Source organism: Streptomyces seoulensis (genome assembly GCF_022846655.1).
Classification (GTDB): domain Bacteria; phylum Actinomycetota; class Actinomycetes; order Streptomycetales; family Streptomycetaceae; genus Streptomyces.
The window spans coordinates 6,078,844-6,097,876 of the sequence record NZ_AP025667.1 but is presented as its reverse complement, the minus strand read 5'-3'; the positions used below and the strand labels follow the sequence as shown (position 1 = coordinate 6,097,876).

General features: G+C 68.8%; 20 protein-coding genes. 4 read left to right on the top strand and 16 right to left on the bottom strand.

Going from position 1 to position 19,033, the window contains the following annotated elements; all coding sequences use genetic code 11:
* Positions 1-28: 28 nt before the first annotated feature.
* Both HEK131_RS28010 and HEK131_RS28005 read right to left on the bottom strand, forming a co-directional pair.
* The gene (locus HEK131_RS28010; protein WP_244337570.1) at positions 29-355 is read right to left on the bottom strand and encodes a hypothetical protein; all 327 of its coding nucleotides are present in this window, start codon (positions 353-355) and stop codon (positions 29-31) included.
* Positions 352-621, bottom strand: coding sequence for a DUF6284 family protein (locus HEK131_RS28005; RefSeq protein WP_244337568.1), 270 nt, complete (start codon positions 619-621; stop codon positions 352-354). The genes HEK131_RS28010 and HEK131_RS28005 overlap by 4 nt, the downstream gene beginning before the upstream one ends.
* Positions 622-1,221: 600 nt before the next feature.
* Here HEK131_RS28005 and HEK131_RS28000 point away from each other — a divergent pair.
* Together HEK131_RS28000 and HEK131_RS27995 are read left to right on the top strand one after the other, a co-directional pair.
* Positions 1,222-1,989, top strand: coding sequence for a GntR family transcriptional regulator (locus tag HEK131_RS28000; protein WP_244337566.1), 768 nt, complete (start codon positions 1,222-1,224; stop codon positions 1,987-1,989).
* On the top strand, positions 1,986-2,555 hold the full coding sequence (locus HEK131_RS27995; RefSeq protein WP_244337564.1) for a GNAT family N-acetyltransferase: 570 nt from the start codon (positions 1,986-1,988) through the stop codon (positions 2,553-2,555). Before HEK131_RS28000 ends, HEK131_RS27995 begins: the two co-directional genes overlap by 4 nt.
* A gap of 1,558 nt (positions 2,556-4,113) precedes the next feature.
* On the opposite strand, the gene HEK131_RS27990 is transcribed toward HEK131_RS27995, so the two are convergent.
* The 5 genes from HEK131_RS27990 to HEK131_RS27970 form a co-directional block, all read right to left on the bottom strand.
* Entirely contained in the window at positions 4,114-5,478 is a 1,365-nt protein-coding gene (locus HEK131_RS27990; protein ID WP_244337562.1) for a tyrosine-type recombinase/integrase, read from the bottom strand.
* Positions 5,475-5,684, bottom strand: a complete 210-nt coding sequence (locus HEK131_RS27985) for a helix-turn-helix transcriptional regulator (protein ID WP_244337560.1) — start codon at positions 5,682-5,684, stop codon at positions 5,475-5,477. Before HEK131_RS27985 ends, HEK131_RS27990 begins: the two co-directional genes overlap by 4 nt.
* Positions 5,685-5,930: 246 nt before the next feature.
* Positions 5,931-7,328: a DNA primase family protein gene (locus HEK131_RS27980; protein WP_244337558.1), complete on the bottom strand. Its 1,398-nt coding sequence runs from the start codon at positions 7,326-7,328 to the stop codon at positions 5,931-5,933.
* A gap of 349 nt (positions 7,329-7,677) precedes the next feature.
* Positions 7,678-8,568, bottom strand: coding sequence for a bifunctional DNA primase/polymerase (locus tag HEK131_RS27975; RefSeq protein WP_244337556.1), 891 nt, complete (start codon positions 8,566-8,568; stop codon positions 7,678-7,680).
* Positions 8,565-9,854 (bottom strand): DNA cytosine methyltransferase, encoded by a 1,290-nt coding sequence (locus HEK131_RS27970; protein WP_244337554.1) that lies wholly within the window; start codon positions 9,852-9,854, stop codon positions 8,565-8,567. Before HEK131_RS27970 ends, HEK131_RS27975 begins: the two co-directional genes overlap by 4 nt.
* A 133-nt stretch (positions 9,855-9,987) precedes the next feature.
* Between HEK131_RS27970 and HEK131_RS27965 the strand changes: the two genes are divergently transcribed.
* Positions 9,988-10,575 carry a restriction endonuclease gene (locus tag HEK131_RS27965; protein ID WP_244337552.1) on the top strand — a complete coding sequence of 196 codons (588 nt, stop codon included), beginning with the start codon at positions 9,988-9,990 and terminating at the stop codon, positions 10,573-10,575.
* 6 nt (positions 10,576-10,581) lie between these two features.
* Here HEK131_RS27965 and HEK131_RS27960 read toward each other — a convergent pair whose 3' ends face one another.
* The 8 genes from HEK131_RS27960 to HEK131_RS27925 form a co-directional block, all read right to left on the bottom strand.
* Complete coding sequence (locus HEK131_RS27960) at positions 10,582-11,001, bottom strand: hypothetical protein (RefSeq protein WP_244452163.1); 420 nt, start codon at positions 10,999-11,001, stop codon at positions 10,582-10,584.
* Positions 11,002-11,045: 44 nt separating this feature from the next.
* Positions 11,046-11,240 carry a hypothetical protein gene (locus HEK131_RS27955; protein ID WP_161187927.1) on the bottom strand — a complete coding sequence of 65 codons (195 nt, stop codon included), beginning with the start codon at positions 11,238-11,240 and terminating at the stop codon, positions 11,046-11,048.
* A 3-nt stretch (positions 11,241-11,243) separates the two neighbouring features.
* Positions 11,244-11,516: a hypothetical protein gene (locus HEK131_RS27950; RefSeq protein ID WP_244337550.1), complete on the bottom strand. Its 273-nt coding sequence runs from the start codon at positions 11,514-11,516 to the stop codon at positions 11,244-11,246.
* Positions 11,517-11,657: 141 nt separating this feature from the next.
* A complete protein-coding gene (locus HEK131_RS27945; RefSeq protein WP_244337548.1) occupies positions 11,658-13,877 on the bottom strand; it encodes a cell division protein FtsK in 2,220 nt (739 codons plus the stop codon).
* Between the two features lie 161 nt (positions 13,878-14,038).
* Positions 14,039-14,434, bottom strand: coding sequence for an RRQRL motif-containing zinc-binding protein (locus HEK131_RS27940; protein WP_244337546.1), 396 nt, complete (start codon positions 14,432-14,434; stop codon positions 14,039-14,041).
* Entirely contained in the window at positions 14,434-15,081 is a 648-nt protein-coding gene (locus tag HEK131_RS27935; RefSeq protein WP_244337544.1) for a GGDEF domain-containing protein, read from the bottom strand. The genes HEK131_RS27940 and HEK131_RS27935 overlap by 1 nt, the downstream gene beginning before the upstream one ends.
* On the bottom strand, positions 15,078-16,064 hold the full coding sequence (locus tag HEK131_RS27930) for a DUF2637 domain-containing protein (RefSeq protein ID WP_244337542.1): 987 nt from the start codon (positions 16,062-16,064) through the stop codon (positions 15,078-15,080). The genes HEK131_RS27935 and HEK131_RS27930 overlap by 4 nt, the downstream gene beginning before the upstream one ends.
* Entirely contained in the window at positions 16,061-16,330 is a 270-nt protein-coding gene (locus HEK131_RS27925) for a DUF6284 family protein (protein ID WP_244337539.1), read from the bottom strand. The genes HEK131_RS27930 and HEK131_RS27925 overlap by 4 nt, the downstream gene beginning before the upstream one ends.
* Positions 16,331-17,193: 863 nt before the next feature.
* On the opposite strand from HEK131_RS27925, the gene HEK131_RS27920 reads away from it, so the two are divergent.
* The gene (locus HEK131_RS27920; protein WP_244452162.1) at positions 17,194-18,201 is read left to right on the top strand and encodes an XRE family transcriptional regulator; all 1,008 of its coding nucleotides are present in this window, start codon (positions 17,194-17,196) and stop codon (positions 18,199-18,201) included.
* On the opposite strand, the gene HEK131_RS30205 is transcribed toward HEK131_RS27920, so the two are convergent.
* The gene (locus HEK131_RS30205; protein WP_279614282.1) at positions 18,185-18,973 is read right to left on the bottom strand and encodes an NUDIX domain-containing protein; all 789 of its coding nucleotides are present in this window, start codon (positions 18,971-18,973) and stop codon (positions 18,185-18,187) included. The two genes, HEK131_RS27920 and HEK131_RS30205, sit on opposite strands and share 17 nt — an antisense overlap.
* Positions 18,974-19,033 lie beyond the last annotated feature (60 nt).

The window sequence follows — 19,033 nt, the reverse complement described above, 5'->3', positions numbered from 1 at the left end:
GCCTCAGCGCGGTAATCGACCGTCACACTCATGCCGCACCGCCAGCCGCGACCTGCGTGTAGCCGGTCAGCTCGATGTGCGCGCCGCCGTAGAAGGTCTGCGCCTGCATGACGCCCGTGCGGCCGTCGCACTGCATGTGGAAGTCGACAGCGGCCGGGGCGATGCCGAGCGCGGCCCGCCACGCCTCGAACGAGGCGAAGCCGCCCTGTCCGTCGTGCAGCGACAGGGACAGCCGGTCCGGGAAGATGCTGCTCACGTCGACCACCGGGCCCGGCAGGTCCGGGAAGTCGACCGCCAGTAGCCGCAACGACTGCAGCGGCGCCGACAAGTCGTCCAGCGTGAGAACGGTGCTCATGCCGCACCCCCCGGCAGAGTAGTGCCGACCGTCAGGTTGAGCAGGGCGACGCGGGCGGCGAGCGCCTTGCGGCGGGCGCGGCGGATGCGGCGGGTGTCCAGTTCGGTCGGGGTGCGGTCGAGGGTGGCGATGTGGGCGTCCAGCAGGTCGACATCCGCCAGGATGACGGGCATCTCCCGCTCGATCGCGTCCAGCTCCGCGCTGGTCGGCTCCATGAAGTCCTCGAACGCCGTAACAGCGTCCTGAACAGTAACGATGTGGCTCATTGGGTCTGGTTCCTCTCAGACAGGAACGGCCCGAACAGCGGCCCCGGGTCTAGCCACCCGGGGCCGCGCGCCGTTGAAGTCGGTAGATCCGGCTCCCCTCAGCCCCGCCCGTACGGACCGCCGCGAGGGCGTCCGGACGGGCGAGGGAGGCAACCGGCGCAGCGATAGCCGCCGCGAAGCAGTCGAGATTGACCGGTCGGCCGTGACGCTCACGGGCCAGGGGGGAGAGCGGCGCCGCCGTGCCGGTCGATCACGGCCGCGCCCATCGCTTTCGTTGACTCACTGCCACTCCTTCGACTTCCTGAACAGGGAAAATGCACTGCAAAGGGGACTCGATCCCCACTCTCCGGCCGTTGCTCGCGGTCACCGGGCCACCTCGCCAGTACGGGCCGAAGCCCTGCTCCACCTGGCCTTTAGCGGGATTGCAGCGTCCCCGCCCTGTGCATCTACGCAGGCGAAAGCAACCCGAGGGAATTGCTCCGCTTGCTCAACTTGTTGGTACAAGCTGATGTAGTGATGCTGCACCCGCAGACGGTGAACCGTCAAGAGATTGGGGCCCACATGTACCAACAAGTTGAGCGAGTGCGTCATGATGGGCGCATGAGCAAGCAGCCGAAGTACCGACAGGTGGCCGACGCCCTACGTCGCGAGGTCGTGAACGGCGCGTTCGACCGCGACCGTCGGTTGCCCTCAGAGAGCGAGCTGTCAGCCCGGTTCGACGCCTCCCGTAACACCGTCCGGTCCGGGCTCGCCCTGCTGGTCAGCGAAGGTTTGATCACGTCCAGCCAGGGACTGGGGTACGAGGTTCGCTCACACGAGGTGTTCGAACTCAACGCCTCACGCTTCGAGAACCTGAACTTCCCGCACAACGGGGATGCCTACAACACCGACGTCACGAACGCGGGCCGTCGGCCTCACCAGACGTTCCGCGTGGAGATGCTGCCCGCACCCGAAGAAGTCGCCGAACGGCTGAAGATCGAGAAGGGAAGCAAGGCGGTTCTGCGGTTCTGCCACCGGTACGTGGACGACGTGCCGTGGTCCACGCAGGCGACCTACTACCCGGCATGGCTGATCGAGGAGTCGCCCCGCTTGGCCGAACCCGGGGACGTCGAAGAGGGGACCACGAGGTACCTGGCCGCTCGCGGTATCGAGCAGATCGGTTACTTCGACGAGATCGCTACGCGTATGCCTACGCCGGAAGAAGCTCGCCTTTTGGAGATGAGCGCCGGCGTGCCCGTATTGCTCTGGACGCGTACGGGCTACTCGGCAGAACGTCCCATCCGCTGCACCATCACGACGTTCCGGGGCGACCTGAACCGGATGAACTACGAAATTGGCGACCTTGCCGGCCGAAGCGAGAACACGTGATCATCACCCCCGCCGAACCGCACGACGTTGCCACGCTGCTGTCCTTTCGCGAGGAGGCAGCAGCTTGGTTGCGCGGCATCGGCTCCGACCAGTGGAGCCGCCCGTACCCGGCAGACAAGCTGTTGGCCACGATCGAAGCAGGCACGGTCTTCATGCTCCGCGACGGCCACACAACCGCGGGCACCATCACGCTCACGCCGGACGCGGAAGAAGGGCTGTGGACTGGTGACGAACTGGCCGAACCTTCCATGTTCGTCAACAAGCTGACCATTGCCCGCGAGTACGCCGGACAGAACCTTGGCGGCCGGTTGCTCGACTGGGCCGGCGACCGTTCGCACCGGGCCGGTGCGCGGTGGGTACGGCTGGATGCGTGGACGACGAACGAGGGACTCCAGCGGTACTACCTCGCGCAGGGCTTCAGCTATGTCCGTACGGTCCGGGAGGGGATCGCGGTGAACGGCGGACCGCGAGTCTCCGGGTGGCTCGCGCAACGGGCGGCGCGGCCGGCGGATCACGGTTTCACCGATCACACGCCGCCTCCCGCAAGACTGCCGTTCGCGGCGTGAGGTGAGGTTGCGCGGCACCCTTGTGGCCATCCTGCGGCCAGGATGCAGCCGTGCGCATGGCTCACGCAGTCGTAGCCACAGGTCAAAGACCATTTCACCGTGGGAAACCGGTCGGTCTTGAAAACCGTCGTGGCAGCGATGTCACGGTGGGTTCAAATCCCACCGTGCTCGCAGAGGTGAGGGGCGCCCCGGGGCAGGCGGGCGCCCCTTCTGTGACGGGATGCGTCTACCGGGGTAGTCGCTGGAGGGGTGACGCTTCCGGCGGCCGGGTCTTCGAGGTGGGGGTACTTCAGCCGTACCTCGATCGTCCTCTAGCCGGCGGCGACGAGGTCGAAGTACCGGCGGTAGAGGTTCAGTTCGCGGAAGCGCGCGGCGGCTGTCTCCGTCAGCGGGCGGGAGGGTACGGCGGCTCCCGTGTCTCCGGTTGGCTCGATCAGTGCCCAACGCGACCTTGCAGCCCCGACTTTGATGATGAGACACCTGCTTTCACGCCTGCTTCGTGATACGGCCCGCCGACAAGACGGCATTCCATCCGTGCGGCCAGCGAGAGTAAAAGTGATGTGGGTCACACCTGAATGCCGCGCGATGGCAACGGCGGACATTGCTGCCAGATGGCCTGTGCAGGAAGTGGGGGTGGTCGACGTGAGTGGGCGTCTGTGGCATTCCTGTATGACTGCGAGGTCGGCGCGCTTGTCACCTGCGGAACTGCTGACCGTACCCGTCTAAAGCATTGCAATGCCATGCCTAAACCGGTACGGCAAAGGGCGAGGTCAAACCCCACCCTAATGTATCCGCAAGTACATTTCACTGTGCAAATAGCAAAGAATGGGCGACGTGCGGAACGAGGAGGTCTTGGGCCACTCTAGGTGCGATCAGGGCGGCGTGGCAGATGGAGACGGCCCCCGCTGGAACGGGAGCCGCCCTGACCTAACCCATAGCGAGAGAAAGGTCAGTAGTGACAGTACCGACTGATGCCGAAGTCTCAACTTCTCAGGAACTCGAGCAGGCAGGGTTCCAGGCCCACGACGTGTCGCGCCGTCGTCGCATGACGCGCCGCCGGGGCGTGCTCCTGGCCGGCCTCGCTGGCGTAGCACTTGTCGCAGGAGTGCTCGTATACGCCTTCCCCTTCCTTGCCGTGCCTCTGGGTACCGCCGTTGCTGTGGTCGCCGTGGGGCCGCCGTTGGCGCAGTGGTTGGCAGGGCGCTAGCCGCCTTCGGTGAGACGAGGTAATCCTCTGCCGACTCAGTTCTGAGCTGAGTTGCGGGGACCTTAGGGGTATCTGCTTCCCCCAGGTGTCCCCCGGCGGAGGCAGGTACAGAAAGAACCCCAGGTCAAGAAGTGTGAGCCGGGCCCGCTGTAAATCTGCCGGCTCAGCCTTCCCAGGTTCGAATCCTGGCGCCGCCACACGGGAAACTCAGGGCCCGTGACCTGCTATCGCAGCAGGTCACGGGCCCTGAGTCGTTGATCGCCGTTTACGGGGTGGTGTCTCGCGCTGTCTCGCGTTCGACCGCCCCGTCTCGATTCTCACGGACAGGGCGCGGACAGGATTTCCGGCCCATCAGGTGTGCCGGTCCAGGCGCGCGGAGATCTTGGCGTTGGCCGCGTCGTCTCCGTCCTTGAGGAACTTGGCGTAGACGCGGAAGAGAACGGCCACGCTGTGCCCGGCCCGCGCGGCGACGAGCTGTGGTTCCACACCGGAGCTGAGCCAGGTGGACACCGCCGCGTGGCGGAGGTCATACGGGCGCTTGGCGAGCCGGGACTCGAACTCCGCCGGCGTCAGGGCCCGCGAACGGGCTTCGGCCCACACCTCTCCGTATCCGGTGTCCTGCACGAGTCCACCCCGCAGCGTCTGGAAGACGCGGCCGTCCGGTGCCGTGCCGTACGCCGTGAGGTGCCACCGCAGCAGCGCGACCAGTTCGGGCGGGATGGGCACGGGGCGGACCTCCTTACGAGGCCGATGCTTGAGGCCGCGCTTTTCGTGCGCCTCGCCGCTGTCTGTCCACGCGGTGCCTGATCGTGGGCGCGTGTCGTGAAGACGGATCACGCCCCACCCTCGCCGGGGGAGAACGCAATCCGAGGCGCGCAGGCCGATGACCTCGGCCGGCCGCGCGGCGGCGTAGTACATGCAGCCGAAGAACGCGGCGAGCCGCCGTCCCCGCTTGCTCTGGTCCCGCACTGCGGCGAGTAGCTTTCCTGCCTGCGCCGGGTTCGGTACGCACGCCGGGTCAACTTCCTCTACGACTTGCTCCGGCGCCTTCCACTTGATGCGGTCGAGAGGGTTGTCCGACAGCAACTCTGCATCGACCGCGAACTCAAGCGAGTTGTAGAAGATGGCCCGCTTGCGGCTGATGGTCCCCGGTGCAGCCGTCGCCCCGTCCAGCCGCTTCGACAGCGCCCGCAGGGCGTTCTTCACGAGCAGCCGATCCGAGAGGGCCGACGTGGGGAGCGACTTGCGCTCGAACCAGTTCAGCACCTGCGCCACGTCGGCCGGCGGCTCCCCGTCCCAGCGATTCTTGTTGAACGCCCACCCGTAGAGGGCCCGCCGCACAACACGAGCGTCGGGCATTCCCTTGGTGTCCTTGACGAACGCGGGCGACACGGTGGCCATCGCTTCGGCAAGGGTCTGACGGGTGTTGCCGGGGGAGTCGTCCCACTTCATTTCGATGTAGTTCCGCGCGTGCTCGTACCAACTGATGTCACGCGTCTTGGCGACCATCGACTTCGGGAGGCCACTGTCGATCTCGAACGGCTCGCCTTTTCGGGCTGCCGTCATGAGTTCCGATCGGCGGCTGTCCGCCAGCCCATGCGTCAGGAACGACTTCGCGTGTTCGCGCGTCCCCACCATCCAGCGCAATTGGAAGGGCTTCCGGGCCTTGCGCTCCCGGATGGCCCAGAACTTGACCTCGTAGCTCCACTCGCTCACGCAGCCTCCAATTCGTCCTTGAAGGCGTCCAGCGCGCTTCGGCGGACGCAGATGCGGCCGGACGGGGTGCGGCGTGCTTCCGGGCCGAAGCCGCGGTTGCGCCAGCGATACCAGGTCGGCCGGCTGATGCCGAGTTCGTCCAGGACGTTGGGCAGGGGGATCAACTCGTCTTTCGGGATGCGGCGGCGCCGGGTTGGCGTACTCATCGGAATCTCCAGGGAGCGAGAGCAAGTGAGGGGGACGCCAGGTTGGTGCGGTTGGCGTCACATTGCTTGGGGTCGCGGCCCATCGCGGCCCAAGCCTGTGACCTTCGGCTTTGTGCACCAAAGGCGCGGCCCATCGCGACCCATCCGGTTCCGGCGTGGGCAGCGATGGGCCGCGATCGGGGCGCGGTGAATCCGCAGATCAAGCAGGGTGGGCCGCGATGGGCCGCGACCCGAGGGAATGCGGAGTCAGCTTGTGAGGCTGAGCCCTTGGTACGTGGCGATCCGCTCGCCGGATGCCGCCCGCGGACGGGTCCGACTGATTTGGGGTACGACGGAGAGCAGGTTGCGGCCGAACATCTGCTTGGTGCCGGGGCGGACGCCGTTGTCTTCGGCCCATTCGCGCCAGACGGTCCACAGGGCGTCCACAGGGACAGTGCAGGTGGGTCCGGTGGTGCAGCGTTCGCGGAGGAACGCGGAGGTGGGTGAGGCGGTGTCCTGCATGGTGGTGATTGCCTCGCGGCTGGATACCGGGGCGGTGATCCGGCCGGCGCGCTGAAGGCGGGCCAGTCCGTCCAGTGCCCAGTTGAGGATGCCGGGCATTTCGGCGGCGAGGCGGTCGGTGAGGGTGGTGTCTTCCTTGCCGAGCCAGGACACGGTCATGCTCAGGACGATGAACCGGCGGGCGATGACCCCGGATGAGTCCCCGAAGTGCGGCAGTTCGTTGGAGAGCATCATCAGCCGCGTGGGCAGCTTGCCGGTCCACTGCTCCCGGTACTTGCGGTCGATGTCGATGGTGTCCTCACCGGAGATGGTGAGCAGCCGTTCCACGACCTGACTGCTGTCGTTGCCGGCTAGGCGGGCGTCGGAGATGACTGCGAGCGGCTTGCCGATCAGCGTGGCGAGACCGAAGTTCGTGCCGAGCCCGGCGAGCGTGGGTCCGGCCAGGTTGTCCTTGCCGACCAGCTCTTTCAGCACCCGCGCGATGGTGCCCTTGCCCGAGCGGGAAGGGCCGACCATGAGCATGATTTTCTGCTGGTCGGTGCGACCGGACAGGACGTAGCCGAACCACTCCTGGAGTGCGGCGATGGCGTCGGGGGCGTCCGGCCAGATCTGCGCCAGGAACCGTTCCCACGCCGGGGCCCGTGCGGCGGGGTCGTAGGCGAACGGCACGGAGACGAGGTTGAAGAAGCCCGGCCCGTGCGGCAGAAGCTCCCGGTCGCGGATGCGCAGCAGGCCGTTCGCGCACGCCACGATGGTTCCCTCGTCCCGGTCGACGGGGCCGCGGGTGCCGATCCAGGCGGGGGCGTCGGTGTCGGTGGGCAGGAGGGTGATGGCACCGAGGGCGTCGAGCAGGTTGCTGATCTTCTGCTTCGTCGGCGCCCACGCCCGCTCTTCCATCTGCCCGTCCTTGACCGGGACCCGGTAGACGGCGTGCTCCAGCCGCTCGTACATCGCGGCCCGCACCTGCGCTTCGTCCAGCTCCCGCCAGTGCGCACCGGTCCACCGCATCCACGAGCCGCGCCAGCGCCGGCAGGTGAGACGGCCGTTGTCGGTCTGCCAGTCCGGCAGGAGCCTGCGGGCCACGGCCAGGGGGTTGGACGGCGACGGCAGTTCCTCGCACTCGCTGTCGGCGGTGTCGGTCATGCTGCGGTCCTCCCTTCCTGTGGAGTGCGGATCGGGCAGTGGTCGCGGTGGTCGGCGTGGTCTGCGATGAGGGCGAGCACCCGGCGCTTGCCGAACGCCCGCTGGTCACGGCCGCACAGGCAGACCGACCATGCGGACGGCGTCGCGCCCTGTGGGGCCCGGATGTGCAGCCACGCGACGGGGTACCGCCCGTCTCCGGTCTGCGGGTCAGGGCGAACAGCAGAGGGGACGCCCTTGCGGGCGGCGCCTTTCGGCTCGCGCACGGTCGGTCGCGGCTGGGCTTGTTCGGCGGGGTGCGGCTGGTCGGGATGTGTGGGTTGGCCTTCCAAGCGGGGGGTTCGGCGGGGGTTCATGCCGCCTCCCGCGGGCGGGCTTTGCGGATGCTGTTGTCCAGGGCGCTGCGGATGGTGGTGCGGCACTCGGCAGCGGTGAGTCCGGCCGCCTCGCCCGTCCCTTGGAAGGCGTCCTCTGCCACCTGCCGGGGGAGGTCGCCCCACGCGACGAACCGTCCCACCTTGAACGCGGACCGGTTCAGCATCATGTTGCGGGCGCCCTTGGGGGCGGCGGCCACCATCGCGCACTCGCGTTCCAGCGCGGTCAGAGCAGCCCGGCTCCCATCCACTGCGGGCAGCCGCAACGGGGTCTCAGACGGCGCGGGGACGGGTTGGAGGATGCTCAGCAGCCATGCGGGCAGCGGAGCGGCATCAGGGGCGTTCAGCGGCTCGTAGGTTCCGGCCGGTGTGATGCTGCCGGCAGCGACGACGTAGCCGCCCCACGCTCGGGTGTCGACCGAAGTGGCCACGGTCCCAGCGGTGTTGGCGAGCCGTACCCCGGCCCGGACGGTGAAGTAGAGGTGCTCGCCGCCGCTCGCGGTCCGCACCCGGTAGGTGTCGGGGACGGCGTGCCCGGCGCGCTCGCAGAGCGCCGTGAAGGTCGCCGCGCCGCAAGGCGCGTCCGAACTGCTCTTGTCCTTGGGCACGTCCAGGTCGACCACCAACAGCCCGGAAGGACCGCACGCGATACCGACGTTGAACGGCGCCCGCGACCAGGCGGTGCGGATGCGGTCGGGGTTGGTGGTGGCGCGCTGCTCCCACTTCACGTGCCCGCGGGCGCACTCGCCGGTGCAGGGGCAGGACTGTTCCCCATGCAGTGCGGGCCGCTTGGTGCCGGGGCGCAGCGGGAAGACGTGCCAGCCGCGTGCGGCGGCGTCCAGGGCGGCGCGCATCAGGTGCTCGCTCATGCCGCCGCCCCCGTGTCGCCGGGCGTGGCCTGGTTGAGGCCGAGGAGCAGGTTGTAGGCGTGGTGGGCCTGTTGGGGGACGACGCCGTTGCCGAGGATCTTGAGCTGTTCCTTGCGCGGGATGCCGGGCACGGCGGTGACCCAACCGGCGGGCAGACCCATCATCCATTCCACGAACACCGGGGCCAGGCGGCGGTTGCCGCGGGTGCCCGGTTCGGTCGGGCAGGGCGCCGGCCGGCCGGTGACGTGCTCCCAGCGGCGGATGGCGGGTCCGTAGTCGGTGCCGTTGGTCGCTACCCACCGGTCGTCGAGGCGGACGGCCTGGCCGGGGAGGTAGTAGTTCCCGGCGGTGTCGCGCTGGTTGGGGCCGCCGTGCGGGCCGTCCGACGCCTTCGGGGTCGGCAGCAGGTTGACGACGACCTCGTTGAGCGGGCGGGAGTTGGTGCCGAGCAGGTTGGAGGCGCCGGACTTCCAGTCCCGGGCGGCCGGGGTGGGCAGCAGGCTGCGGACGGCGTCCGTCAGGGTGCTGCCGTACCCGTTTCCGTCCGGGGTGCCGTCGGTCCTGAAGTTCGCGGTCCCCCTCGAGTCGGCGGCGGTGGGGGTGGGGAGCGGGGTTACTCCGTGTCGGGCCACAGGGGCAGCAGGAAGACCACTTCGTCCTCCAGCGTCGGGCCGTGTCCGCCCGCCTTCCGCTTCGCCGGGGGCTGCGGGCCGCCGTTGGTTCCAAGCTGCGAGGTCGGGGTTTTCAGCAGCGGGATAGGCAACTGCGAACCAGCGGTCCCGCGTGTGCGGGGCGCCGACTTCTTCGTCACCAGCTCGTAGACATGTCCACCGGACGTCATACCCGAGCGCGGCCAGGTCCGCGGCGACGGTGTCCAGCCCCCGCGAGCGGAGCGCCGCCACGTTTTCCAGGAAGACGTAGCCCGGTCGAACGACGCCCACAGCCTCAGCGACGTTTTTCCAGACCCTCGACCACTGCCCATTGATCCCGTCCCTTCGTCCCGCGTTGCTGATGTTGCGGCACGGGAACCCCGCACCGATCACGTCCGGCGCGTACAGGTCCCGCACCCGCTGCCAGTCCACGGCGGTGATGTCCCCGAGGTTCGGCACTCCGACGTGGTGCGCGGCGAACACCGCCGCCGCGTGCGGGTCGTTCTCCGCGAACGCGACGACCTGGCCGCCGGTCCCGGCGGTGATCGCGGTCTCCAGTCCGCCGTAGCCGGCGCACAGCGCGAGCAGGCGGGGCGGGTAGCCGGGGGCTCGCCCGATGGGGATGGGTTGCGTCATGCTGGATGTCTCCAGTTCCTTATCGGGGTGCTGGATGGTGAGGGCGGCCCGGACTTTGGCGAGACGGGGTCGCCCTCGTTCATGTGGTGGAGAACTGCCACGCTGGATGATCAACGCAGGCAGAATGTGGCCGGTGAGCAGCGTGAAGCAGCGAGACAAGTCACCGGGCAAGGAGTTCTGGCGCAAGTTCGAGGAGGACGTCGAACGCGCCGTGGCCGACTTGGGGAACGCCCGCGTGGAACGTGACGTGCGCGTTCGGGGGGTGCTCAGCGGACGTCTTCGGCAGATCGACGTGATCGCCAGAGGTGAAGTAGCCGGGTGCCCCATGACCGTGATCTTTGAAGCGAAGTGCTACGCCGCACTCGTTCAGATCGGCAGAGTCGATGAGCTAGTGGGCAAGGCACTGGATGTGGCCGCCCAAAGTGCCGTTCTGTACTCGCCCAGGGGCTTTTCTCTTGGTGCGAGGGCCCGCGCGGCTGGAACGCAGGCCAGTCCACTCCGGGTTGGCCTGGCAGAACTTGAAGTTGAGTGGGCACGCCCCCCGGTCATCGATCTGGTGCTGAACAGCCAGGCACCCGACCAGACGCGGGAGCCGGAGAACGTTGTGTACGACATGCTCGGCCGCATACCGGATGTTGCTGCGTACCCGGTCCTCCCGACCGAGACCGAGGACTACGGCCGTTTCTTCCGCGGAGAAGCGCCGCTATACGTCTCGCGCTGATTGCTCTCAGCCGTGGAAGTGGTTGCGCTTGATCACGGCCTTGCGGATGTTGACCGTGGTCCCACCGCCGCGGCGGCCGGCGGTGACCTGCACGGCGATGAACCCCCCGAACAGCACCACGGCGAGGGTGATGAGCTGAGTGATGAGTGCGGTGAGGGCGGCGATGAACGTGGTGAGCAGCAGCAGTCCGCCGCACACGGCGAGGAAGCCGACGCCTCCGAGGGCGATGTTCGCCGCCGCGCGGGAGATGACCGGCTTGGCCGCGACCGGTTCCGGCTGTACGGGGTCGATGGCGTAGCCGGAGACGATCCGGCCGTCCGGGAGGACGACGCTCGCCACGCTCGGCACGGTGTGCGGCTGGACAGGGACGGGGGCCGCCGGCCGCATGACGACGGGGGCGAGCTGGTGGACGTCCGGGGCCGCCATGGGTACCGCGTGGCGGCGGGCGGGCTCGTTCACGTCAGGGCTCCCTACTTGCCGAGGGCGGACAGGGCGTCAGCGGACGCCTGCACGAGGTCGTGGATCGGGCCGTAGGCGCCGGTTCCGGCGGCGAAGAAGCCGAACAGGAACAGGACCAGAGCGGCGCCCGCGTTGGCGGAGCGGGTGCGCACGGCGAGGGCGGAGGCGGCGCCGAAGAGGAGCACGGCGGAAATGTCGAGGACCATCGATCAGAAGCCTTCCGGGCGAGGAGTGTCGGTGCCGGCGCGGTAGATGCGGGCCCACCGGTTGTAGAGCCAGCGGCCGGCGCGGATGCGCTTGCCGGTGGCGCGGCAGCGGCGGCAGTTCTTGCCGCGCTTCAACCGGCCCTTGCGGTCGTGCTTGAGCTTGTGACCCATGCCGTGACAGCGGCGGCAGTCACCGAACGGCGAGGCCGCACACAGCCCGCCGTAACCGAGCGTGACGGCTATCAGGCAGGTGATAGCAAGGACGATGGGGGTCATGAGGGTCCCTCCAGGCGGGTTTCCGGGGGTTTCCACAGGTGGGGTGCTATCCGCTAGATCACAGGTGAGACCCCGGATGGGGTGCTAGCGGGGGTGCTACCGGTAGCAGGCGTGGCTGCTACCGGTAGCAGCGGTTCGGGCCTATGCGGCGCCCGGCTTTTCGTTACGCTCCGCAATCGCCTTGAGGAGGTCGGCGCGGGTGATGCCGCGCCGGGTGGTGCGGGTGCCGTCGTCCGTCGTGCCGGCGACGTCCCGCGTCCGGATGCCGTGCGGCTTCAGCGCGGACGTGACGTTCTCGCCCTTCCACCCGGCGTAGACGTCGGGGCGGAGTTCGGCGAGGCGGGCGGCGATCCGCTCGTTCCACACCCGCTCTTCCTTCTCCGCGACGACCGCGGCGACGTCGGCGAGCAGGTCGTAGGCGGGGCCGGTCGGGGTTTCGGGTGCCTCGCCGAGGGCGTAGCCGGACAGCAGTCCGGCCTTCTCGCGGGTGGTGCGGGCGCGGGCGGCGATGGCGTCGGCGCCGGGCGCGTCCACGAAGGTGCTGGACACGATCCGGGCGTCGGAGCCTTCACCGACGAAGTAGTGCAGGCCCTTGTCACCCCAGGCAAACATGGTCGCGCGCACCCCGCGCTTGTAGGACGAGGTGCCGAGGACCATGTCGTTCTCGGTCTGGCCCATGACCTTCAGGCACCACCGGGCGCCCGCGTTCGCGCTGATGCCGGTGGGCAGGGACTTGGCGTCGGGCCGCTGAGTGGCCAGCAGCAGCACGATTCCCGTGGCGGGTCCGCGCTTGACCAGGTCGGTGGCGATCTCCTCGAACTCCTTGCCGTAGTCGGGGTGCTCGAACAGCACCTGGCACTCATCCACCCCGATCACGATGGGGTGCAGGCCAAGAGACCGCTTGGAAGCGAGTTCGCTGGTCACCTTCGACTCCGGGCAGATGTCCCGCGGCAGCGAGCGGATCACCTTCGTGCGGCGGCGCAGTTCCTCGCGCAGGGCGCGGAAGTCGGCCAGCGCGTACTGGAGGGTTTCGTCTTCCTCGCCGACACCGTGCCGGTGGGAGAGGGCTTCGCCGACCGGGTCGAGGTCGCCGGTGCCCTTCATGTCGTAGGAGTGCAGCTCCGCCCGCGGGTCCAACGCGGCGATGAGCAGCAGCAGACGCAGAAGGAACGTCTTGCCCATGCGCGGGATCGCCCCGATGACGCCGGCGATGAACATCAGCGTCACTTCAACCCAGCGTCCGCGCTGGTCGGTGCCGTATGGGACGGGCTTGAACAGGTCCACCGTCCCGGACTTCAGCAGCGGCCACACCGGCTTGCGCGCGGACTTCAGGTCCTGGTCACCGACCCACAACACCAGCCGGCCGGTGTGCTCATCCGGCACCGCTTCGGGCCACACGCAGCCCAGCGGGCGGCGCAGACCAGACGCGAGCCGGTCCCGGCGCTCGATCACGTCCGTGACCGTGACGCCATAGGGCAGATCACCTTCGGCGCGCCAGCCGGGCCCGTCCCGGGTGATCGGCGCGGTGAACGCGAACCCGTCCTGCCCCTTGCCCTGCGCATGATTGATCGCCGGAATCCCCAGCGCCCCCAGCGCACGCAGCACGATGTCACTGGTCAGCTTCGGCGCGTCCGGAAGCTCCACCGCCTTGTGGACGACCGGCGCGTCCGCCTTCCGACCAGCCGACCCGAGCGCCAGCATCAGGGCGCCGGTCGACAGGGCTTGCAGCCAGCCGGGGGCGAGCACGTAGATGGCCAGCGCCGCCCCGACCCCGATGAACAGGGCAAGCACGGCGACCAGGGTCCGCAGTCGGACACGGCCGTCGCGCTGTCGGGACAGCTTCAGGTACTCGGCAGCGTCCTCGCGGCGCACGGCGGCGAGTCGGACGGGCTCGCCTTCACGGTCGGCGACCCACCGCATCGAGCCGCCCACGAACCGCGCCGCACCGGCCGGCGCCTGAAGGGCCAGCCGCGCGGCATACACAGGGGCGCGCAGGGCGTGGTAACCGGCGGTGTGGGCGTAGTGCCGGGCCACCCACCCGGACGCGGTCTTCAACTCGGAGAGCGAGCGCAGCCAGAGCGGGACGACCGCGCGGCGCTTGGCTCCGGCGAGCCGACCGAGGTAGCCGGGACCGGCCGCCTTCACCGTCGGCGAGTCGACCAACAGCTTGGCGGTCGGGTCGGGCGACTCGATACCCGACCCACCGGGGCCGGAGTCGGGTACCCGGTCGGCGCGGGTGTCGGTCGACTCGGCGCGGGCCGATCGGGCGGCGTTCAGGTCGACCACGTCGCCGCCGGAGTCGGCGGCGATTTCGGCTTCCAGTCGGTTGAAGAGTTCGTTGTCGTCGTCGGGGTGCTTCACTGGGACTTCCTTCCGCTTACGGGCGTGAGGGAGCACGGGCCCGGCCGAACGCTGTAGGAGGTGAGCGGTCGGGCCCTGTCATGACTCTTGCGGCCGGCACCCTGGTCTGACCAGGTCTTCTGCCTGCCTTCTACCTGCCCTTTGGCCGCCCTTTTCGAGGCTCAGGCAGCGTGGGCAGCGGTGCGCTGTTCGTCGGGGTAGGCGCAGGCCACGCACACTCCGAGTGAGGTCGGGATGCAGTAGCCGTAGGTGATCCGGCAGTTGGGGCAGGTGCGGCGGGCCAGCATCGCCAGCGCGAGCGCACCCCACTTCCGGGACGTCATCGGCCGCACCGGCTTCGCGCGGTCGACGCGGTAGAGGAACGCCACCTGCACACCCGCCTTGCGGCCGCGGTGCGTGCGCATGATCTGCGCGGCCACCTCCTGCCCGCCCGGACGCAGGCCGGAGGCGCGCAACTGTCGGCGGGTGGCGTAGCCGTCCGGGGCGAAGTGCCACGGATAGGTGGGTATCCCGAACCGGGCCCCAGCAGGGTCGAAGCACTTGGCGTAGGCGGACATCAGACCGCCACCCCCACCGGGCCACCCGACCGGGCGCCAGCGCGGCCGGAGCGGCGCCCGGCGACCGTGGCGAACAACCGGCCCAGGCCCGCACGACGGGTGCCGGAGCGGGCTTGCTTGGCCGCGTACATCGCCTCATCCGCCCGGCGCAGCAGCCCGGACAAGTCGTCGGCGGGGAAGTCCGCGGCGCGCACCCAGCCCAGGGAAACCGTGGTGTGTATGGCGGGGTCGTGGCCGTCGATGGGGCGGGCCAGCACGCCGTGCAGCAGGGTCAGCATGTCGTCGGCGGTGCCGTGCGGGTCGATGAGCACGGCGGCGAACTCATCGCCCCCCAGCCGCCCGGCGACCCCGGTCCGGCCCACGTGGTGGGCGAGCCGGTCCGCGGTCGCCTTCAGCAGCACATCGCCCGCGGCGTGCCCGTGGGTGTCGTTGATCTGCTTGAACTTGTCGACGTCGGCGAGGACAACGACCGCCCGCGGGTCCTTCAGCAGGGCGGTCGCGCGGCGGGTGAACCCGTCGCGGGTGACCAGCCCCGTGAGCGGGTCCCTGCGGGCGGTGGTCAGGCAGCGATGCAGCCACCACACGTGAACGATCCAGCCCGCCAGCAGGGGCAGCGCGGCTAACAGGGCCGTGGTCAGGGTGCTCATGCCGCAACCCCCTCAGCCTCAGCCGGAGTGACGTTTACCGCGTGCAGGGAGCGGGCTTCCTGGCGTTCGGCGAGCAGGGCGTCACGCACCTGCCGCGCTGCTGCCGACCCGCACCGCAGCGCCTTCCGCAACGCTTCGGCGTTGACCGCGTCATCCGACCAGTCAGCCGCCAGCGTGCGGGCTTCGTCCAGCAGTTCGGCCGCGGTGCGCTGACCGGTGGCGGGCTTGGGCTTCGCGGACCGCTTGCGCGCCGGACGGGATGCTGGCGGCTCCGGTGCCTGTACGGGCTCCGGCTTTGGGTCGGGCTCGACCGGCGCGGTTGTGGCGGGGGTGAGTTCGCCCATGCGGAGCATCACGCGCTCACGCCGGGGCGTCTTCCGGCGCCAGCCGCGGCCGAACCGCTCGTGCAGGTCCGCACGGGCCAGCAGCCGTTCACGCTCCATGCCCAGTGCTGCGCTGTAGGAGGTGACCTCCCACAAGGTCATGCGCCGCCACAGAGCGAACGTCGACAACGGCGCCAGCAACCACCGCGAGAAGCGGATTTTCTCCATGCGCCGGCCAGTCGCGGCCCCGATCCGCACGGCGTAGATGTGAGCGCCGATCTCGGAGAACACCACCCACAGCAGCGGCATCGTGCCGTGCGCGACTTTCGCCCACACCGCGCTACCGGCGGCGATGTTCAGCCCGCACGTGACCAGGGTGAGCGCCCAGGGCACGAACCGCACCCACGCCAACGCCATGTCCATCCGGATCAACAGCAGGTTGGCCACCGTGAACACCGGGATCGCGGTGTCGATGCCGACTGGCAGCATCCATGGCTCACCGAACCCCCACCGCGCCGCGGCCAACGACACCGCGTCGAACGAGGAGATCAGACCGAGCGCGCCGACACCGGCCGCGGCCAGCGCACCCACACCGGCGAGCCCCGTTTCCGAGCGGGTCAGCGGCGGCACCGTCGCGCGTTCCACAGCCTGCGACGTCATGCCGCACCGCCCGGAGCTCCCGCGGCGGCCGTCCGGTTGAGCAGGGCTACGCGGGCGGCGAGCGCCTGGCGGCGGGCCCGGCGGATGCGGCGGGTGTCCAGCTCGGTTGGCGTGCGGTCGATGGTGGCGATGTGCGCGTCCAGCAGCTCAACGTCCGCCAGGATGACGGGCATCTCCCGCTCGATCGCGTCCAGCTCCGCGCTGGTCGGCTCCATGAAGTCGGCATACGCCGTGATGGCGTCCTGAAGTGTGACAACGTGGTTCATGGGTCGTGGTTCCTTCCACGGAGGAACGGCCCGAACAGAGCCCCCGGAGCTGCAACTCCGGGGGCTCACACCGTTGAAGTCGGGAATTCCGGCTCCCCACCACCCCGCCCGTACAGCCGACGCGCACGGCGTGGCCGGACGGGCGAGGGAGGCAACCGGCGCGGCGATAGCCACCGCGAGACGGAAGAGGACGACCGGTCGGCCGCCGCACTCGAACGAGGCGAGGGACTGAGGATGAAGCGGCGCGGTCATGCCGGTCGATCACGGCCGCGCCTAATGCTTTCGCCTGATCACAGGTATTCCTTCCGAGGCGACGAACAGGGGCTTCGCACTGCAAGGGGGACCGTTGTCCCCACTCTCCGGCCGTTGCTCGCGGTCGCCGGGCCACCTCGCCAGTACGGGCCGAAACCCTGTTCCACCTGGCCTTTAGCGGGATTGCAGCGTCCCCGCCCTCTGCGTCGGAGCAGCCCAAAGAAGGGCCCCTCCGATGCACCGCAAACCGGATGCGATCCCGATTTCTGGTGCGCACCAGAAGACTGCATCTGGTGCGCACCAGATGTCAACTGGTTCGCTGACTTCGGGGGTGATCCCCTGTCGTGGTGCTTCTTCAGGAGACCGCTCGGGGAGGGGTGGTCGGTAGCCAACAGCCCTTAACCATCGGCCTGTTAACCCCTTTTGACCTGCGCGAATCTGCGGCACCCTGGAGAGGCAGAGATCGGAACCGACACCAGGCGGGACCCGTGGACTCAGGACTTCGAAAAGCGCGAACGGCGCGCGGCTGGTCGCAGGAACGGCTCATCCGGGAGATCGAGCGATACGCCCGGCAGCACCTCACGGACATCGCTTCCACTGCGAGCCTGCGGGTGTACGTCTCCGAGTGGGAGAACGGCAAACGGACCATCTCGGATCGGTACGCCAGCCTGCTCCGCCAGCTTCTCGGCGTGACCGACGAGGAGTTGAGGGGTGCGCCCACTGTCCCGGTCGCGGCCACCGCTGACGGTTACGACGACCTGTTGAGCAGGATTGATGCCGCCAGCAACGTGGGCACTTCGATGGTGGACGCGTTCAACGCGCAGACGGAGCTTCTGCGGTCTATGGATCGCCAGATGGGTGCGGCCGGACTCATCGACCAGATGACGGGGCACCTTGCGGCACTCGAAGACGCCCTCAATTTCGCGGTCTTGCCGAGCGCACGCCGGCCGGTCGCGCTGGCGCTCGCGGGAGCATCGACACTGGCCGCATGGCAGGCCATCGACTCCGGAGCGGTTGAACGGGCATGGCGCCACTATGAGACAGCGAAAAGCGCCGCCCGCGACGCTGAGGCGCCCATGTACTTGGCGCACGCGATGGGGGAGCAGGCGTTCGTACTGTGTGCAGCCGGCCGCCCCGCGCTCGGGGTTGAACTGGTGCGGGACGCTCAACGGTCCTTGGGCCAGTCCGGGTCACCTCGTCTCCGGGCCTGGCTACACGCGACCGAAGCTGAATTGTGCGCCCACTCAGGCATGGTGGACGATTGCCGGCGCGCGCTGGACAAGGCTTCGGGATGCATCCCGGACGGCCCCGAAGACCGTGACCCGGACATGCTGAGCATCTTTCTGAATGGCTCACACCTGACGCGGTGGCGTGGCAACGTGCTCGGTCTGCTTGGAGACGCGGAAGCGGTGAGCAGCCTCTACGACGCACTGCAGGGTATGGACCCCACCTTTGTGCGGGCTCGGGCCGGGCTGCACACGGACCTGGCGCACGCCCACCTGGCGCGAGCCGAGTACGACGACGCGCAAACCCATCTCAGGCAGGCACGGCTACTGGCCAGCCGCACCGGATCGGTGCGGCAACGCCGGCGTGTGGATCTGCTCAGCGAGCGTCTGTAGGTGTAGGCCGGTTCCGGCTCGCAAGGATGTGCAGCAGCGCAACGAGAGTCCCTGAGCCGAGTAGCTCGCCCCGCGCCATGAGTCCCGGAACGTCGGATAGGGGGACCCACTCGATGTGCCCGGCCTCTTCCAGGTCGGTGGGCTCGCCCACCTTCTCTGCGCCGTGAGCTACGAAGATCTCGTGCGGGGAGTCCACCATGCCGACCATCGGTTGGTAGGTGACTACATGTTCCAGGGCGGACGGTCGCCAGCCCGTTTCTTCGACCACTTCCCGAAGTGCTGCGTCCGCCGGCGTCTCGCCCTTGTCCACGATGCCGCCTGGCAGCTCCCAGCCAAATCGGCCGGGGACGAACCGATAGCGCCACATCATGAGGACGCGCTCGTGGGCGTCCACGACGGCCGTGATTGCGACGTGCTGAAGCTTGACGACGTGATGCTCGAAACGCTCAACGCCGGGGGGCTCCACGTCCCAGAGTTGAAGCTTGACCCACTGGTTGTCGTAAAGGTCGCGCTCGCCGTGGATCCGCCATGGTTCGATCCCCTCGGGGGTGCTCACACTCACCGCGCCGGGCACGCGGTACGAACTGCGGCCTCGCACCTCTAGCGCCCCTTCGGAGACGAGGCGAGCCAGCACCTGCCGAAGTGCTGTCCGGCCGATGCCCAGCTCTTCCGTCAGGGAACGCTCAGAGGGGAACTTGTCGCCCGGTACGTACTGCCCCGACGTAAGCCGTTCCCGAAGCGTCTCGTAGACCTTGGCTGTTTTCGGACCCATACGCGAAGCACTCCCCGTTCTGCTGTGGTGCGTACCAGACTAATAGTTACAGACCGTGTT

Bases quoted from the DNA above. Each gene is read 5' to 3' on its own strand.
- HEK131_RS27935 (WP_244337544.1), bottom strand. From the start codon at position 15,081: ATGAGCACCCTGACCACGGCCCTGTTAGCCGCGCTGCCCCTGCTGGCG.
- HEK131_RS28000 (WP_244337566.1), top strand. From the start codon at position 1,222: ATGAGCAAGCAGCCGAAGTACCGACAGGTGGCCGACGCCCTACGTCGC.
- HEK131_RS27985 (WP_244337560.1), bottom strand. From the start codon at position 5,684: ATGAGTACGCCAACCCGGCGCCGCCGCATCCCGAAAGACGAGTTGATC.
- HEK131_RS27970 (WP_244337554.1), bottom strand. From the start codon at position 9,854: ATGACGCAACCCATCCCCATCGGGCGAGCCCCCGGCTACCCGCCCCGC.
- HEK131_RS27955 (WP_161187927.1), bottom strand. From the start codon at position 11,240: ATGGTCCTCGACATTTCCGCCGTGCTCCTCTTCGGCGCCGCCTCCGCC.
- HEK131_RS27980 (WP_244337558.1), bottom strand. From the start codon at position 7,328: ATGACCGACACCGCCGACAGCGAGTGCGAGGAACTGCCGTCGCCGTCC.
- HEK131_RS27975 (WP_244337556.1), bottom strand. From the start codon at position 8,568: ATGAGCGAGCACCTGATGCGCGCCGCCCTGGACGCCGCCGCACGCGGC.
- HEK131_RS28005 (WP_244337568.1), bottom strand. From the start codon at position 621: ATGAGCCACATCGTTACTGTTCAGGACGCTGTTACGGCGTTCGAGGAC.
- HEK131_RS30205 (WP_279614282.1), bottom strand. From the start codon at position 18,973: ATGGGTCCGAAAACAGCCAAGGTCTACGAGACGCTTCGGGAACGGCTT.
- HEK131_RS28010 (WP_244337570.1), bottom strand. From the start codon at position 355: ATGAGCACCGTTCTCACGCTGGACGACTTGTCGGCGCCGCTGCAGTCG.
- HEK131_RS27950 (WP_244337550.1), bottom strand. From the start codon at position 11,516: ATGACCCCCATCGTCCTTGCTATCACCTGCCTGATAGCCGTCACGCTC.
- HEK131_RS27940 (WP_244337546.1), bottom strand. From the start codon at position 14,434: ATGTCCGCCTACGCCAAGTGCTTCGACCCTGCTGGGGCCCGGTTCGGG.
- HEK131_RS27960 (WP_244452163.1), bottom strand. From the start codon at position 11,001: ATGGCGGCCCCGGACGTCCACCAGCTCGCCCCCGTCGTCATGCGGCCG.
- HEK131_RS27930 (WP_244337542.1), bottom strand. From the start codon at position 16,064: ATGACGTCGCAGGCTGTGGAACGCGCGACGGTGCCGCCGCTGACCCGC.
- HEK131_RS27925 (WP_244337539.1), bottom strand. From the start codon at position 16,330: ATGAACCACGTTGTCACACTTCAGGACGCCATCACGGCGTATGCCGAC.